This is a genomic window from Pararhizobium sp. PWRC1-1, from assembly GCF_049897905.1.
Taxonomy (GTDB): Bacteria; Pseudomonadota; Alphaproteobacteria; order Rhizobiales; family Rhizobiaceae; genus Pararhizobium.
Window position 1 is genome coordinate 195,592 of record NZ_JAFCXE010000010.1, and the last position, 14,429, is coordinate 210,020.

The window sequence follows — 14,429 nt, forward strand, 5'->3', positions numbered from 1 at the left end:
CTAGGGATGGCGACGTTCCGAGTACTAAAAATGAAATCAGCGGAATCAAGGCCTTCGGCAAATGCATACCGATACGAGCAAAAATGATTCGACACATGCGCTGATCCCTGCTTTTTTAGCGTGAACAGAATGAGAACAAACGGGAGAAGAAAATGGCTAGGGAAGCAGTGACTGAGTTCATCGTATTGCCGCCAGCCGATGCCGACGACGACCACGGGCGCATCAAAGCCCACCTTGGGGAGGCATTCCCCGGGTACAAATTCACCACAGTTTCCGGCATGCGGCTGGCTGGCGACGAGTTCCAGGTTATCCCCATCATGGGGACCGTCGGCGGCGGCGAGGTCGCAGACGAGGTTGGTGGCATGTGCGAAGAGCCGGAACGCTGGCTGCTTGACGACATCGTGCAGGTCTGCAGGCGCTTCGATGTCACAACTGCCAAGCGCCGGGCCTCCTGATCATTTTCTAGCGATGTGGCCACAGATGCGCCCAATAACATGAAGTCGATCCAATTCGACTGTGAAAGTCTCGAGGTTCGGATTATCGGAGATTATGCGCACCTGTGGCGGATCGCTGAAGGGTACCCGCTGCAAGCGTTTGATCTGCGGCTCAGTCATCCCATCGCTGATAGCGTAAACCGTGTCAGCGACCATCTTGTTCTGGGACATGTCAACAATCACCCGATCGCCTGGCATGTACGTCGGGATCATGGAATCCCCAATGATCTCCGTTATGATCGTGACCGACGCTTGAACCTTCGCTTCATTTCGAAGGTAGTCTTCCGGGATGAGCCATTCAGCTATTACGCGATGGCCTGAGATGTTGCCGGGGCCAACGGGAAGATTGATGACGTCGCCGACAACCCCCATCCCGGCGCCAACCTTCAGATCCAGCTCAGGAAGAGCACCGGTGATATGCGGTGTCCACCGATCCCGGCTGTAGGCAGCGCCTTGCTCGATCTCTGCATCGTGCTCGTCGGGATCGAATGACGAGATGAGAGGTCGCCTGACACTACCTTCCATCGGATAGCCCGTGACAGACGAGATGTGCATAGCCTCGTCAGCGGATACATCACGGCGGCCTTTGATGATCTTGTTTATGACTGACCTGTCGTCAGCCCAATTGAATTGCGCGTGAAGCAGCCGCGCCACTTCCGCCTGAGACTTCCCGGATGAGGCGACCGCCTCTGCAACCCACTTCTGCATCATTCCTATTCTGTAGCGAAAACCGCTATTTAAGTCTGTTTCCATTATCGCTACGAATTTGCTTGCTTTGTGTAGCCAATATCGCTACACATTGGGTATGGAACCTGCATCGACAATCATTCGCCAACTGGGCGGCCCGAACAAAGTTGCTGACATCGTCGGCGTCCATCGCACGCGCGTTTCCAACTGGAAACGACCTCGGGGCGATGGGGGCACCGGTGGGATGATTCCTTTCAAACACGTCCCCGCATTGATCGCAGCAGCGAAGGTCGAAGGCATCGACCTTACTGCCGACGACTTCCTTCCGCGGCAGGAGAGCGCAGCATGAGTGACGCACACGGTGTAGCCAGAGATCAGCTTCGTTCGTTCATCGAGCGGATAGAACGTCTCGAAGAAGAGAAGAAGACCATCGCCGACGACATCAAGGATGTTTACGGCGAGGCAAAGGGAATGGGTTTTGATGGCAAGATACTGAAAAAGGTCATCGCGATCCGGAAGATGGACCGCGAGGAGCGAGCTGAGCAGGAAGCGATCCTCGACACCTATCTCGCTGCCCTCGGCATGATCGAGCAGCCCGATTTCTTCGATGAGCGACCGAACCGCTCGACTGGAGAAGTTTCGACCCGTCTCGTCCAGCAGGTGGCGACCGGCATGCAGACTGAAGCCGGTCGCGCTGCCCTCCTGACCGCTGTCGATATCATGATCGACCGCGAAGAAAAGAATACCCGATCCGACGCCCCTCCCGCGTCGGCCGCTGCTGTCATCTCCTCCTCCAATGACACAGCTAAAGGGGAGGCCGGGTCTCCGGTCGGTCTCCCCGAGAATTCGCCGGAAACGGCAGATGATGTTACCCGGCCCGCAGCCTTGGCGGTTCCCGGCGGCGAACCGAGCATACCAAGCCCTGATAATGGTGGCGCAAAAATGGATGGTGGCACCAACCGCTATCCAGGCCGTTCCGACGAATACGTCGGCATCGAAAGCACTCAATCGGGGCAAGCCGTCACCACTCCCAGGCCCGCGCCATCCATGGACGAATTGCGGATCGCCAACGCTCTGATCCTCAGACCGAACTGCAAGCGCCCCGGTCTGGAGACTTGCGGCGGTCAAGGCCGGACCCATTGCCGGGATTGCATTGCTGCGCCGGTCGAGAGAATGAGGGAAGAGGCATGATGTCCTTGAAGTTCACGCCCTCTGATCGCCGGCCCGTCAGAAAGATCGACACTTCTGCTCTCGTCGCCGAGTTCGAGGCAAAGGGCGGCACGGTGCGCCGTTTCGAGCCCGGGGAAACCGCGTCCTACGACAGCGTGAAGATCTATCTGCTCGAGCAAGGCTACCAGCTTTCGATGGTTCGAAACATGAACTGCGTCAAGCGGATCAACGCCAAGGGCAAAGGCAAAGCCATGCACTGGTCGAAGATCATCGCGCTCGTCGACGAGCTGCGCGCGGCCGAAGGCAAGCAAACATTCAAAGCGAGGAGAGCAGCATGAAAACGTGGTGGGAGCGTGCATCAACGAAACAGCGCCTTGCGCAGATTGACGGCGGGATCGAATGCGGGATGAACTCTGCACAGGTCGCGAAAAACTGCGGCGCTGCGATCTATACGAATGGCAACGCTGTTCTTTCCTGCGCTCATCAGAACGGACGAAGTTTCCCGAACATCAAGTCCGCAGCTGGCTTGGCGCGCATTAAGCGTGCCGCATCCAGGAACTCTATTTTCGGCCGGGTTCATCAGGAGATCAATTCTCCGGATGCTTTCACCATCTTCGGCGGGGAGGCCTGAGCTATGCGGAACTTTGAAACTGATTTCGCCCGCATCTTCGGTGACCCAATCGATGCAGAGGCACAGGTGGCCGTCGAGAACGGGACGGGCATTCGTGCGGCGGTACCGCGTCCCGTTCTCGACCGACCGGCAAGCGAGTGGACGGAAGCCACGAGGATAGCTGCCGTCGATGAACTCGCTCACATCTTTGGAGGCCCGCATGTCTGATCTCTTGTTCTGGAGCCTGGTTGGTTTCGCGACAATCGTTTCGCTCGTGCTGCTGGTCGTCGTGTTGATCGCCTGCAAGGAGCGTCAGTTTCGCCGCCGCACTCCTGCGCAGCGGAAAGCCCACCGCGAAGTCATTGCGCGCTACCGGGCACTCCGGTCCGATACCGAACGCATGGCGGGCATGCAGTGAAAGACCCGCGCGACGCTGTCTTGAGGCTCTGGAAGGTCGGGTTCGACACGAAGTCGATTGACTTCTGAGAGTGCCCGAGGCCCTCGCGCTCAAATGGATTTCTGAGGAGCGAAGCGCAGAGCGCGGCCTTCCTTCTCCCTACGAGGATCAACCGGCGCGGCTATCCGCCTGACACCGAGATCCGAAACGACGAGGGCGACGACATCGCCCAGCTTGATTGGATCGCCGCATGCGGGCGGCGGTTCGGAGACGGCGGGCAGGGGCCCTGCAAGGCTAACCCGTTCGCCGTCTCGCACTTCAGTTCCAGTCCCGTGGCTCATCTCTGATCCCCTTCAACAAGGATCACTTAGCCACAGGAGTTGTCGGAAATGTCCGAAAAGGCGTCGGAGAAATCAGAAATGAGTACTGCAGTATTCTGTCAAAAAGCTTTGAGGAACGATATCGCACCGCCGACGCTGGGCAGCGTCAGCAATCGCATTCGCTACGCGGCTTCTAAGCTGGGCTGGTCCTACACCCGCACAAAAGACGCTTGGTACGCGGATCCCCGAATTTCCATCAGTCCCAAGGAGCTGTTCCGCGTCGAAGCGGTCAGCGGCCTCCAATACGCACGGCAGGAGGTGCGCACCAATGACGAAGCAATCGAACGAGCCACAGCTCTCCTGGGTGGCGAAGACGCGCATCTCTTTCGCTCGTTCTTTGCTGCGGTCCTCAAGGTGGTTGGCTTTCAAGATCGCCCCTGAGCTTCGCGACGATCCAGCTCCCCCAGGCGGCTAACTCCTCCCGGCCGCCCAACTGCCGCGCAAATGCGGATTTTCTTTTCAGACCGAAGGCGAATGGCATGACGAACAATCTACGCGATCTCGATCGCCTTCATCTTCTCCCGGAGGTCGCCATTGTACGCGGCGCCGTCGACGCCAGAATGAACCCGCCGATGGCAATTCGGACACAGAGCTATAACAAACCGCGGATCATCAGGGCCGCCATCGGTAAGGCGGCGAATGTGGTGCGGCTCGAGGTAGGGAACGCCGTTGGTCCGCACAAATGGGGCACGTTGGCTGCAACCTTCGCAATGTCCAACCGCTCGCGCGACCACGTAATCACGCACGTCACGGCTTCGCTCGAAAACCGTTGTGCTCGAGGTGCTTTTGGCCGGCGCGGGTTTCGCTGCAGCAAACGCCCTTTCCCGAAGGGACGCGAGGCTTCCGACGGTCGTGGGCAAATCGGACACACGTTCGATAACATTTTCGACCAATCGCAATTCAAAAACGATCGCATTACGCAGGTTGCCGAGCCGATCGGGGGCAGGGCGAACCTGGTAGCCTTCGCAGATCATTTCTCCCTCGAACACAACGCCTCGAGGGGCGATTTTGAAAAGCAGTACACTTTTGCCGTTCGCGGCATGATGGGCGATTGCTCGGTTACCCTTTTGCATGACCATGTCACCGACTTGGCCCTCGCCAAAATACTCGAAGACGCCGTCATCGCGCCAACGGTCGCTGTATCCGTGTTCTTCGCCTTCTTCACCGGTGAAAACGATGACAATCGAGTGTTTGGCGGGGGTAGCGATCCCGCCGCGCTGTTGGCCATCAAATCGGGCATGAATATCAGCGCGCCGGCTATACATCCGGCCAATTTCAAATCCCCAAGCCACCCGACCCTCCCCGTGGTTCTTCAGCGCCCGGTTTTCTCATGCCGGCATTTCGTTCGGGTTAACTCGTGCCATACGAGGAGGGCGGCATGACCGAACCTACCGAGATGATTGACTGGCTCGATCGCCGTATCGCCAGCGCAAACCTATGGCTTGAAGACCATGGCAGGGAGGCAAAGAAGCCTCGACCTGAAAACGAGATCGCCACCAAGGAATATGACGTCGCTAGGTTGGAGGAAATCCGTACGGCCTATGTGAAGGCGCTTGAGCGCAGACAGGCGGCGGCATGAGCCAGTTTCTCTCTCCGATCGTTGCGACATCATATTTATCGCAGGATACCGGCTTCCTTCGCCGCAGTTTCAAACGCGGCACGCGCCTCTGCGCTAGGGATAACTCCCTTCGCCGCGTCCAAGCATGCCTTTCGCGCCGTTGCATAACTCGGGCTCTTGGTCTCGGGCCAAGATTTCTTCAGGAATGTGACCGCCTCTCGGGCGTTCCTGATGACGAGAAAACGATCCTCAATATTCAACTCAACGTTCGCATCCCAGATGCTAATCATGACGTCCTCCGTAGGGCAGGCATTCCACAAACGTATTTTAGCGAAAACTGTTCCACGCGACTTATCCTGACAAAATTGCGGGTGGCAGCATGAGACTCTTTCAAGACACATGGCCGTTCGGCGACCTGCAACCCCATAGCTTTGATTTCATCATGGCGGATCCGCCTTGGCGGTTTGCCGTGCGTTCGGAGAAGGGCGAAGGCAAGTCCGCTCAGGCCCACTACAAAACCATGCCCCTCGATGAGATCAACGCCATGCCAGTGCTCGATCTGGCCGCACCAAACTGCACGCTCTGGCTCTGGTGCACGGCCCCGATGCTTCCACAGCAACTGACGACCGTCCGTGCATGGGGCTTCACCTACTGCACTGAAGGCGTCTGGGTGAAGATGACCAAGCACGGCAAGGTCGCGTTCGGGACCGGCTATGGGCTGCGCGGTTCTCATGAGCCTTTCATCATCGCCAAGCGCGGAGAACCGACGCTGACCAGATCCACCCGGTCGGTCATCCACGGTAAGGTTAGAGAGCACTCGGAAAAGCCAGAGGAAGCCTATCACGAGGCCGAACGGCTAATGCCGCGCGCCAATCGACTCGACCTTTTCAGTCGGACCAACCGCAAGGGCTGGACGGCATGGGGCGATGAAGTCGGCAAGCTGGGAGAGGCGGCATGAACATCCATCTCACCCGAGAGGAAGGCCGCCAGCTTCTCTCCCAGAAGAAGAAGCCCACAAACAAGTTCAACGCCAAGCGCGTTCTACTCGACGGTATCTGCTTCGATAGCAAGGCAGAGGCGACCTACTACGCCGCCCTGAAGCTTCGCGAGAAGGCCAACGAGGTGACGGACATCGAAGTGCAGCGCTGGTATGACCTGATCGTTAACGGCGTGCTTGTCGCCCGGTACCGAGCTGATTTCGTGTTCTTCGACCGGATCTGCTGTGCTCGGCGCATCGTCGACACCAAAGGCGTTGTCACTCGTGATTTCCGCGTCAAGCAGAAGCTCATGAAGGCTTGCTTCGGCATCGATGTCGAGGTGATCCGATGAGCAACCGTGCTTGGATGCCGCTCCACATCGCTGACTATCTCGCTGATACCGGGCACCTGACCGCGACCGAACACGGCGCCTACATGCTCTTGATCATGCACTATTGGCAAAACGGGCACTTGCCGGCGAACGAGAAGCTGATAGCCCGCGTGGCCCGCATGACGGCTGACCAGTGGGAAGAGAGCCGTGACGTCATAGCGATGCTGTTCGGCCCGGGCTGGACGCATAAGCGTATCGATGCCGAGCTTTCGAAGGCCGACGACATAATCGAAAAGCGCCGCGCCGCTGCCGAAGCCCGATATGGCAAAGGAAAACCGATTGCGGATGCAAGTGCAGTGCAAGTGCAGAGCAAATGCACTGATACGGGCGTGCCACCTTTAACCGACAACCTTGGTTCTTCACTTCGTTCAGAACCAATTCAAAAAAAACGCGAGGCTGAAAACGATCTGGACGAGAAGGCTTTTGGAAGCTGGTTCTCCTCCTGGCCGACCTTCACGACCGACGACGAGGACAAGGCCCGGTCGGCATGGCAGGCACTGTCGCCAGTCGAGCGCAAGACCGTAACGGCCAACACTCCCGGATACATCACCACCGTCAAGGCCAGCAGGCGGGACACGTGGCACGCCGCTGACAAATACCTGTCCAAGCGACTGTGGGAGCGGGTGAAGGGCAGGCCACCGCCGCCTACGAGCCGAGAGGAATACATCGCCGCCGAACTCAGACGTGCCGAAAGGAGCTTCCAATGAACATCAGAAACAGTGAACTGCACCGGCAAAGCGCTGAAGCACAGGCGGTTAGAGCCCGCCTGATGGATCCTGCCGCATGGGTGAAACAGGCCGACGTCGAGCGTCTTCGCGTTTCCCTGCAGACCGAGACCGAACGAGCGCAAAAGGCGCTGGCAGAGAATGACGTTCTGAAAGGCCGCTTAGTCCGTCAAGGCTATCTGGTTTCGAGACTGGAGCTGGACCTCGCCGATCGCGATGCCCGCATACTGGCCCAAGCCGACCGGATATGCCTGCTCGAAAACGTCGGCATGACCGCACGGCAGGACAAGAAGCCTGTGGCCGATATCATCGCCAAGGTGTTGGCCGATTTCCCAGATGTGACCTGGCAGGAGATATGCGGCATCCGCCGATCTCGCCGGCTCATCGAACCACGTCAGAGGTGCATGTTCGAGGTCTCCCGTCAGCGGGCGGATTTATCCTTCCCAGCAATTGGCCGGATATTCGGCGGCCGGGATCATACCACCATCATTCATGCGGTTCGGAAGGTGAAATCACAGGAAACGAACCAGGACACCACGACATCAAATTGAGCGCGGCGGCGGCCCAACATACAGCGAGGAAAAGACCATGACCACAGCAGCAGAAGCAGCACAGAACTTCCACTGGTTCGCCTTGCGCGTACCGCCACAGAAAGAGCAGGTGGCGCAGCTAATCCTTCGCCGGAACGGACTGGCGACCTTCCTGCCGGTTCGCCGCGAATGGCGCCGGCGCAACAAGTACACGAAGATCAAGGAGCTTCGGACCTATCCGCTCATGCCCCGCTACGTCTTCACCGGATTTTCCAAGCGCGTGCCGATGTGGTTCGACCTTTTCAATCTGCCGCTGATTACAGGCGTCGTCGGCATCGGCGGCCGCCCGATGAAGCTCGACCAGGACGGCATGGAGCGGATCATGGGGCTCTACCAGAACGCAATCGACGCCCCGAAAGAGCAGAAGTGGATGGAGACCCATAAGGAATTTGCCGAAGGCGATACCGTCCAGATCCTCGGCGGTTCGTTCGACGGTCTCGTCGTCCCAGTCCTGGGAATCGACGGGCCAAATGCGAAAGTGTTGATATCGCTCTTCGGGGGAGAACGTTCCGTGAATATAGCTGTTGATCAACTTGTTGCCGCATAGTATAAACAGGGCAGGGCGACTTCGGCTGATTTGCGTCAATTTGGCGCCGACGAAATCCAGAGAACGCAAATATGCGTTCTTCCATCTGGTGAGTTATGTCTTTTTAAAACCGGCATTTGCAGATACACCGGAGCGGTCGTGCTACTGGGAATAGAAAATCCCGTACATCATAATGATCGCGTAAAGAATGAACGCTCCAACTGCGATGCCGCCAATCACCATGACCACACCCTGACCGGCCGCAACCTTGCGCCGGTTCTCTGCGGGGGTGTCATTCGATGGGGCCAGGCCCGTTTGTGATTTTTCCATTGTCATGTCCCTGCGCAACTGCTCGAATACGAGGTGCGGTCTCTACTGAGACTGATCGATTGCATGAGGCGATGGTTGTCCCGGCGTTGTATCACCGTGGCCGGGCAGAAATATCACGAGCGCTAGGACGACGACGAGGGCGACGATAAGGGCTGCAATTACTTTGCCGTTGCGCATAGCGAAGTTCCTTCGAACAACGAACTCACACTTACGACAAAGGTTCCGTAGGCAGGAATACAGTGCATAGAGCTTGTCAGAGTGGCCCGTCACTGGGCAAATGCGACCACCCCGTCTACGCGGTAGGATGGTCGCCTTCAATTTGCCTTTACTGAGCTGGTGTCGTGGTCGAAGGCTGCGTTGTTGTCGGTTGTGTTGTTGTCGGTTGAGTTGTCGTTGGTTGAGTTGTCGTCGGTTGAGTTGTCGTCGGTTGAGTTGTCGTCGGTTGAGTTGTCGTCGGAGTCGTAGTTGTGGTTGACGGCTCGGTCGTCGTAGCCGGCGGTGTAGTTGTTGTTGTCGCAGTGTCATTGTCCCCCGGCATCATGAAAGCAAGCGCAAGGACAACAACCACGGCGGCAACTGCAAGGCCAATAAGGGTATTCCGGTTCATTGCTGGTTCCTCCTAAGTGTACCACTTAGTGAAATGGAGCGCGGCGTGGAATTTTCAATCCACATGTCGGAGTAGAGCAGCCCGGTACCTCGCCAGCCTCATAAGCTGGATGTCGCAGGTTCAAATCCTGTCTCCGCAACCAATTTTAGATCCCGTCCTGCAGACATACAGGACGGGCTTCTATTCTATGTCTCCGCCTGTTCGAGAGCGGGCGATGTTCCGAGCTTCACTCGTAATAATAGACGGGGTCATCCTTCGAAGCTTTGACCAGATTAATGCTGTGCAGGCAGTCTGAGCGGTTCACGTAGCTCTCGCTGCTTCGGGCAATTTCTTCGCCATTCTTCGCGTAGTAGACCCAATACCAGTTTCCGCTCTTGTCCTTACGCTCTCGATAGCACGGTAAAGTCTCTGCCATTCCGTTTTCCCTTCTGCTGGTTGCATCAGCATGAAAGATCGAACGACTAAGAGTCGCAATGGCAATTAAAGATTGCGCCCGCTTAACGTGCAATATTTGAAATTTATCCACGTTGTTCACAGTGGTAGCCACCAAAGACAAATAAACACGTCGATATATATCAAGGGTTGAATTGGTGAGGTGAATGAACGCCAGCCGCCCATATCCGCCCGAAAACATGTTTGGGCTCGACGACTTCAAATCGTTTGTGCCGGCGCATGACGTGGGGGATTGGGTAGAGGCGACATTCTTCGACCCGTCGTCGCCTGTCGCCAATCCAGAGCATGACCATCTCGCCAACGCCCACATCGGCTACCTCTGGACCGTTGTTGAGAACAACCGCAAGGGTAAGCGGGTGATAGGCCAGTGTGAGACCGGCTCACCGCAGGGTGCGATGGGCAAATGGCCCCGCGCACGGGCAGAGCAGCAGGTGGTCGAGTGGTTCGGATCCGTTCCGGACTTCATCATCACGCTTGATGCAGAATACTGCCAGCAATGCGGCGATGCGGAATTCATGGCTCTGGTCGAGCATGAGCTTTACCACGCCGCCCAGGACGTCGATGCCTTCGGCGCTCCCAAGTTCAACAAGATGACCGGCCAGCCGGTGTTCACCATCCGTGGACACGACGTGGAGCAGTTCATCGGCGTTGTCCGTCGGTATGGGCCAGATGCTGCTGGTGTCCGCGCCATGGTGGATGCAGCCAACCGGCCACCCGAGATCGCCCGCGCCCATATCGAGCATTCCTGCGGGACATGCCTTTTGCGCGTTGCCTAATCCTCGAACATTTCGAATTCCAAAGGGTCGATAATGAGCTTCACCGTCATTAAGTGGTGCAGCTCACCATGGATTGTCGCTCCGCCCCTACGAGTTTTCCGTAATGTGACTTGCGGAACATCCGCCCTTATCTGTCTCAACTTTGCGTACGCTTGATCGTGCGACATGGTGCCCGGATAGCGAACGAAATATCGTGCGGTAGACATAAGGGCCTCTGCTGAATGTTTGACGGGACTTTGACACGCTAATGGCGAAAGCAAAACTTGCCAATGAGGTGAAGACCTACATTGTGCAGGCCTTGGCCTGTTTCGATAGCCCGTCGGTTGTGGCTGCCGCTGTCAAGAAGGATTTCGGGCAGGAAGTGAGCCGCCAGCTGGTCGAGAGCCACGACCCGAACAAGAAGGCTGCCTCTGGCTTGGCGCCAAAGTGGCGGGTGCTGTTCGAGGAGACCCGCAAGACCTTCCTCGAGGATACGGCGTCCATCGCCATCAGCCATCGGGCCGTTCGTCTCCGCGCATTGCAGCGCATGGCAGACAAGGCAGAGAACAGCGGCAACATGGTGCTCGCCTCGTCGCTTCTTAAGCAGGCTGCAGAGGAAGTAGGCGGCAGTTACACGAACCGCCGCGAACTAACAGGGAAGGACGGAAAGGACTTGCCGGTGCCAGTGTCTCCGGTGACGATCTTCCAGTTGCCCGATAATGGCAGGAGCTGAGAAGGGCGCGCCAGCCCAGACAATCATCCGGCCGCAACCGGGGCCACAGATGGCCTTTCTGGCGTCGGCGGCCGATATCGCGATCTATGGAGGTTCGGCCGGCGGCGGCAAGACATGGGCGCTGCTCATGGAGCCGCTGCGCCACGTGGCCAATCCGCAGTTCGGCGCCGTATTCTTCCGGCGCTCGACGGTGCAGGTCCGAAACGAGGGCGGTCTATGGGATGAGAGCGAGAAGCTCTATCCCGCCATCGGCGCGGCTCCGAAAGAGCACGTGCTGCAATGGAACTTCCCGTCCGGCTCGTCGGTCTCGTTTGCGCACCTGGAGCATGACAAGACCGTCCTTAACTGGCAGGGGTCGCAGATCCCGCTTATCTGCTTCGACGAGCTGACCCACTTCAGCGCCAAGCAGTTCTGGTACATGGTCTCGCGTAACCGCTCGATGAGCGGGGTTAAGCCCTACATCAGGGCAACGTGTAATCCGGATGCCGACAGCTGGGTCGCCGAGTTCATTGCCTGGTGGATAGACCAGGACACGGGCCTACCGATCCCGTCGCGTGCCGGGGTGCTTCGCTGGTTCGTCCGCATCGGTGACGCCATCATATGGGGAAGCAGCCCCGAGGAGCTGGCGCATTATACCGCGCCGAACGAGGACGGCGTTGATGCTCCGATCCCGCCAAAGTCGGTAACATTCATCCCGGCCAAGCTCAGCGACAACCGCGCGCTGATGGCGGCCGATCCGAGCTATCTCGCCAGTCTCATGGCTTTGCCTACGGTCGAGCGGGAACGCCTGCTTGGTGGTAACTGGAAGATCCGGCCTGCCGCTGGTCTGCTGTTTCAGCGCGGATGGTGCCGGGTCGTCGATGCGGTTCCCGCCGGTGTCCGATGGATGCGCGGATGGGACTTGGCCTCGACGCCGAAGATCGAGGGCAACGATCCGGACGCCACGGCGGGCACGAAGATCGGCAAGTTGCCAGACGGCAGCTACATCGTCGGCCATCACGTGACTGACTTCCTATCGCCATCCGGCGTTGAACGGTTGATCAAGAACACCGCCGACGCCGATGGGATCGAAACGCAGATATCGCTGCCGCAGGATCCGGGGCAGGCGGGCAAGTCGCAGGTCACCAACCTGACGAAGATGCTCGCAGGATTCAATGTCCGGGCAACGCCGGAATCAGGCGACAAGATTACCCGGTTCAGCCCCTTCTCCGCTCAGGCGGAGGCGGGCAACGTCATTATCCTGCGGGCGCCATGGAATAACGCCTGGTTCGCCGCTCTTGAAGGCTTCCCGGAAGCCAAGCATGACGACGACGCCGACAGCACGAGCCGTGCATTCAACGCGCTGTTGAACGCCAGCACCTTCACGCTTTCGAATATCTGAGGAACAACCATGGTCAATGTCATCACGCTGTTTCGCGACAGCTTGACCAGCCTTGTTTCGAGGATGGGTACGGAGCGGGATAAGGCCGCGACCGTCTTCTACACTCAGCCGGTCCTGACCGACGAGCAGATCATCGCCGCCTATCGCGGATCCTGGCTGCCGCGGAAGATCGTCGATATCCCGGCGCTGGACAGCTGCCGCAAGTGGCGCGACTGGCAGGCGAAGAAGCCGCAGATCGAAGCCATCGAGGAGGAGGAGAAGCGCCTGAACGTGAAGGGCAAGGTGCTTGAGGCTGCCAAGAAAGCCCGGCTGTTTGGTGGCGCTGCTGTCTATATCGGGACAGCCGACGAAGCGACGAACGCGCCGCTTGAGGTCGATCGGGTCAGCAAGGGCGGCGTGAAGTATCTCACGGTGATGACGCGCCGGCAGCTCAAGGCTGGCGAGATTGACCGTAACCCAGCTTCGGAATGGTACGGGCGCCCGAAGGATTACACCCTCGACAGCCTGACCGGCGAGCATATCGTAATCCATCCGTCGCGCCTGGTGCTTCTGTCTGGAGCAATGGCGCCGGACGAGGACATGAACACGGCCCTCAACCAAGGCTGGGGCGAAAGCGTTCTGACTGCCACCCTCGACGCGATCAAGAATGCCGACAGCACTGCCGGCAATATCGCATCGCTCGTGTTTGAGGCGAAGATCGACATCATCCGTATTCCAGACTTCATGGCTTCGTTGAACAACGAGGTCTATCGCTCTAAAATCATTGAGCGTTACAGCCTCGCGAACATGTCGAAAGGCATCAACGGAACGCTGCTTCTGGACAAGGAAGAGGAATACGAAAGCAAGAGCGCATCGCTCGCCGGCCTGACCGACATCCTCATGGCTTTCATGCAGATCGTCTCAGGGGCGGCCGATATTCCGGTTACCCGTCTCCTCGGCCAATCGCCTGCCGGAATGAATGCCACCGGCGCCAGCGACATGAAGAACTACCATGACCGCATCCAGTCTATCCAGGAGTTGGAGATACAGCCGGCAATGGTTCGGCTCGACGAATGCCTTGAGCGATCGGCCGACGTGAAAGACCCTGACGTCTACTATCAGTGGGCGCCGCTCGAACAGATGAGCGAGAAGGAACGCGCCGATATCTTCAAGACCACTGCCGATGCAGCGCGTACCATCGTGGGTACGACCAGTGGACAGGAGATCATCACTCGCGAAGCGATCTCGAAGGGCCTGACAAACCGGCTGGTTGAGGATGGCGTACTGCCCGGCCTAGATGCGGCGGTTGAAGAATACGGCCCGATTGAAGAGCAGGAGCCTTCCGAAGAGGAACTTGCAGCTGCAGCCGCGGCGACAAAGCCTTTACCGAAGCCCACGGCTTAGCCGTTCAAATACGTTGCGTTATCGTTCATGTTCCATGAGGCCCATGCTTCATCAAACTGAACAACAATTACTTGATCGTTTTCGTCGAGATCGTCTTTGAGGTGATCCCGAAGCGCCGCCACGTTTGTTGTATTTGTCTTGAGAAGCCAAACTGACTTTTGTGAGTGAAAAGCACCAAGTGCTTTCAGTTTGTTGATGATGCAAGTGTAGTTTTGACCTTGTTGTTTGAGGTCATAGGCAATCAGAAATTTGGCCAAGTCGTTCCCCTATGTTGCTTGAGCA

The 14,429-nt window shown here is 57.8% G+C and carries 24 protein-coding genes, 1 tRNA gene and 1 pseudogene; 19 read left to right on the forward strand and 7 right to left on the reverse strand.

Annotated elements, in window-relative coordinates; all coding sequences use genetic code 11:
- Positions 1 to 152: 152 nt before the first annotated feature.
- Complete coding sequence (locus tag ACP7E0_RS17240; RefSeq protein ID WP_426126272.1) at positions 153 to 455, forward strand: hypothetical protein; 303 nt, start codon at positions 153 to 155, stop codon at positions 453 to 455.
- Here ACP7E0_RS17240 and ACP7E0_RS17245 read toward each other — a convergent pair whose 3' ends face one another.
- Positions 456 to 1,205 (reverse strand): S24 family peptidase, encoded by a 750-nt coding sequence (locus ACP7E0_RS17245; RefSeq protein ID WP_426126273.1) that lies wholly within the window; start codon positions 1,203 to 1,205, stop codon positions 456 to 458.
- 94 nt (positions 1,206 to 1,299) lie between these two features.
- On the opposite strand from ACP7E0_RS17245, the gene ACP7E0_RS17250 reads away from it, so the two are divergent.
- The 6 genes and pseudogenes from ACP7E0_RS17250 (at position 1,300) to ACP7E0_RS17275 (ending at position 3,379) form a co-directional block, all read left to right on the forward strand.
- Positions 1,300 to 1,530: a carph-isopro domain-containing protein gene (locus tag ACP7E0_RS17250; RefSeq protein ID WP_426126275.1), complete on the forward strand. Its 231-nt coding sequence runs from the start codon at positions 1,300 to 1,302 to the stop codon at positions 1,528 to 1,530.
- Positions 1,527 to 1,778, forward strand: a pseudogene (locus tag ACP7E0_RS17255) (DUF2312 domain-containing protein); the annotation flags it as partial. The gene ACP7E0_RS17250 and the pseudogene ACP7E0_RS17255, both read left to right, overlap by 4 nt.
- Before the next feature lie 599 nt (positions 1,779 to 2,377).
- The gene (locus ACP7E0_RS17260) at positions 2,378 to 2,689 is read left to right on the forward strand and encodes a hypothetical protein (protein ID WP_426126277.1); all 312 of its coding nucleotides are present in this window, start codon (positions 2,378 to 2,380) and stop codon (positions 2,687 to 2,689) included.
- Positions 2,686 to 2,982 (forward strand): hypothetical protein, encoded by a 297-nt coding sequence (locus ACP7E0_RS17265; protein ID WP_426126279.1) that lies wholly within the window; start codon positions 2,686 to 2,688, stop codon positions 2,980 to 2,982. The genes ACP7E0_RS17260 and ACP7E0_RS17265 overlap by 4 nt, the downstream gene beginning before the upstream one ends.
- Before the next feature lie 3 nt (positions 2,983 to 2,985).
- Positions 2,986 to 3,189, forward strand: coding sequence for a hypothetical protein (locus tag ACP7E0_RS17270; protein ID WP_426126281.1), 204 nt, complete (start codon positions 2,986 to 2,988; stop codon positions 3,187 to 3,189).
- A complete protein-coding gene (locus ACP7E0_RS17275) occupies positions 3,182 to 3,379 on the forward strand; it encodes a hypothetical protein (protein WP_426126282.1) in 198 nt (65 codons plus the stop codon). Before ACP7E0_RS17270 ends, ACP7E0_RS17275 begins: the two co-directional genes overlap by 8 nt.
- A gap of 89 nt (positions 3,380 to 3,468) precedes the next feature.
- Here ACP7E0_RS17275 and ACP7E0_RS17280 read toward each other — a convergent pair whose 3' ends face one another.
- Positions 3,469 to 3,699, reverse strand: a complete 231-nt coding sequence (locus tag ACP7E0_RS17280) for a hypothetical protein (protein WP_426126284.1) — start codon at positions 3,697 to 3,699, stop codon at positions 3,469 to 3,471.
- Positions 3,700 to 3,747: 48 nt separating this feature from the next.
- Between ACP7E0_RS17280 and ACP7E0_RS17285 the strand changes: the two genes are divergently transcribed.
- Positions 3,748 to 4,119, forward strand: coding sequence for a hypothetical protein (locus ACP7E0_RS17285; protein ID WP_426126285.1), 372 nt, complete (start codon positions 3,748 to 3,750; stop codon positions 4,117 to 4,119).
- Positions 4,120 to 4,229: 110 nt separating this feature from the next.
- Here ACP7E0_RS17285 and ACP7E0_RS17290 read toward each other — a convergent pair whose 3' ends face one another.
- Positions 4,230 to 5,003 (reverse strand): HNH endonuclease, encoded by a 774-nt coding sequence (locus ACP7E0_RS17290; protein ID WP_426126353.1) that lies wholly within the window; start codon positions 5,001 to 5,003, stop codon positions 4,230 to 4,232.
- A 113-nt stretch (positions 5,004 to 5,116) separates the two neighbouring features.
- On the opposite strand from ACP7E0_RS17290, the gene ACP7E0_RS17295 reads away from it, so the two are divergent.
- Entirely contained in the window at positions 5,117 to 5,317 is a 201-nt protein-coding gene (locus ACP7E0_RS17295) for a hypothetical protein (protein ID WP_426126286.1), read from the forward strand.
- Positions 5,318 to 5,352: 35 nt separating this feature from the next.
- Here ACP7E0_RS17295 and ACP7E0_RS17300 read toward each other — a convergent pair whose 3' ends face one another.
- Positions 5,353 to 5,586, reverse strand: coding sequence for a DUF982 domain-containing protein (locus ACP7E0_RS17300; RefSeq protein ID WP_426126288.1), 234 nt, complete (start codon positions 5,584 to 5,586; stop codon positions 5,353 to 5,355).
- An 89-nt stretch (positions 5,587 to 5,675) separates the two neighbouring features.
- Here ACP7E0_RS17300 and ACP7E0_RS17305 point away from each other — a divergent pair, with 89 nt between their 5' ends.
- From ACP7E0_RS17305 to nusG, 5 genes are read left to right on the forward strand one after another with little or no spacing between them, the layout of a single operon-like run.
- Entirely contained in the window at positions 5,676 to 6,254 is a 579-nt protein-coding gene (locus ACP7E0_RS17305) for an MT-A70 family methyltransferase (RefSeq protein WP_426126289.1), read from the forward strand.
- A complete protein-coding gene (locus ACP7E0_RS17310; RefSeq protein WP_426126291.1) occupies positions 6,251 to 6,625 on the forward strand; it encodes a DUF1064 domain-containing protein in 375 nt (124 codons plus the stop codon). Before ACP7E0_RS17305 ends, ACP7E0_RS17310 begins: the two co-directional genes overlap by 4 nt.
- Complete coding sequence (locus ACP7E0_RS17315; RefSeq protein WP_426126293.1) at positions 6,622 to 7,371, forward strand: YdaU family protein; 750 nt, start codon at positions 6,622 to 6,624, stop codon at positions 7,369 to 7,371. Before ACP7E0_RS17310 ends, ACP7E0_RS17315 begins: the two co-directional genes overlap by 4 nt.
- Positions 7,368 to 7,940, forward strand: coding sequence for a helix-turn-helix domain-containing protein (locus tag ACP7E0_RS17320; protein ID WP_426126295.1), 573 nt, complete (start codon positions 7,368 to 7,370; stop codon positions 7,938 to 7,940). Before ACP7E0_RS17315 ends, ACP7E0_RS17320 begins: the two co-directional genes overlap by 4 nt.
- Positions 7,941 to 7,977: 37 nt before the next feature.
- Positions 7,978 to 8,526, forward strand: coding sequence for a transcription termination/antitermination protein NusG (nusG, locus tag ACP7E0_RS17325; protein ID WP_426126296.1), 549 nt, complete (start codon positions 7,978 to 7,980; stop codon positions 8,524 to 8,526).
- A gap of 141 nt (positions 8,527 to 8,667) precedes the next feature.
- On the opposite strand, the gene ACP7E0_RS17330 is transcribed toward nusG, so the two are convergent.
- Positions 8,668 to 8,835 carry a hypothetical protein gene (locus ACP7E0_RS17330; RefSeq protein WP_426126297.1) on the reverse strand — a complete coding sequence of 56 codons (168 nt, stop codon included), beginning with the start codon at positions 8,833 to 8,835 and terminating at the stop codon, positions 8,668 to 8,670.
- Between the two features lie 671 nt (positions 8,836 to 9,506).
- Here ACP7E0_RS17330 and ACP7E0_RS17335 point away from each other — a divergent pair.
- Positions 9,507 to 9,584, forward strand: a tRNA-Met gene (locus ACP7E0_RS17335).
- Positions 9,585 to 9,668: 84 nt separating this feature from the next.
- On the opposite strand, the gene ACP7E0_RS17340 is transcribed toward ACP7E0_RS17335, so the two are convergent.
- Positions 9,669 to 9,977, reverse strand: coding sequence for a YegP family protein (locus tag ACP7E0_RS17340; protein ID WP_426126299.1), 309 nt, complete (start codon positions 9,975 to 9,977; stop codon positions 9,669 to 9,671).
- 97 nt (positions 9,978 to 10,074) lie between these two features.
- Here ACP7E0_RS17340 and ACP7E0_RS17345 point away from each other — a divergent pair, with 97 nt between their 5' ends.
- The 4 genes from ACP7E0_RS17345 (at position 10,075) to ACP7E0_RS17360 (ending at position 14,147) form a co-directional block, all read left to right on the forward strand.
- Entirely contained in the window at positions 10,075 to 10,671 is a 597-nt protein-coding gene (locus ACP7E0_RS17345; protein ID WP_426126355.1) for a putative metallopeptidase, read from the forward strand.
- Positions 10,672 to 10,918: 247 nt separating this feature from the next.
- Positions 10,919 to 11,383: a DUF2280 domain-containing protein gene (locus ACP7E0_RS17350; protein WP_426126301.1), complete on the forward strand. Its 465-nt coding sequence runs from the start codon at positions 10,919 to 10,921 to the stop codon at positions 11,381 to 11,383.
- Positions 11,370 to 12,764, forward strand: a complete 1,395-nt coding sequence (gene terL / locus ACP7E0_RS17355; RefSeq protein ID WP_426126303.1) for a phage terminase large subunit — start codon at positions 11,370 to 11,372, stop codon at positions 12,762 to 12,764. The genes ACP7E0_RS17350 and terL overlap by 14 nt, the downstream gene beginning before the upstream one ends.
- Positions 12,765 to 12,773: 9 nt before the next feature.
- On the forward strand, positions 12,774 to 14,147 hold the full coding sequence (locus ACP7E0_RS17360; RefSeq protein ID WP_426126305.1) for a DUF1073 domain-containing protein: 1,374 nt from the start codon (positions 12,774 to 12,776) through the stop codon (positions 14,145 to 14,147).
- On the opposite strand, the gene ACP7E0_RS17365 is transcribed toward ACP7E0_RS17360, so the two are convergent.
- On the reverse strand, positions 14,144 to 14,404 hold the full coding sequence (locus tag ACP7E0_RS17365) for a hypothetical protein (protein ID WP_426126307.1): 261 nt from the start codon (positions 14,402 to 14,404) through the stop codon (positions 14,144 to 14,146). The genes ACP7E0_RS17360 and ACP7E0_RS17365 overlap by 4 nt on opposite strands.
- Positions 14,405 to 14,429 lie beyond the last annotated feature (25 nt).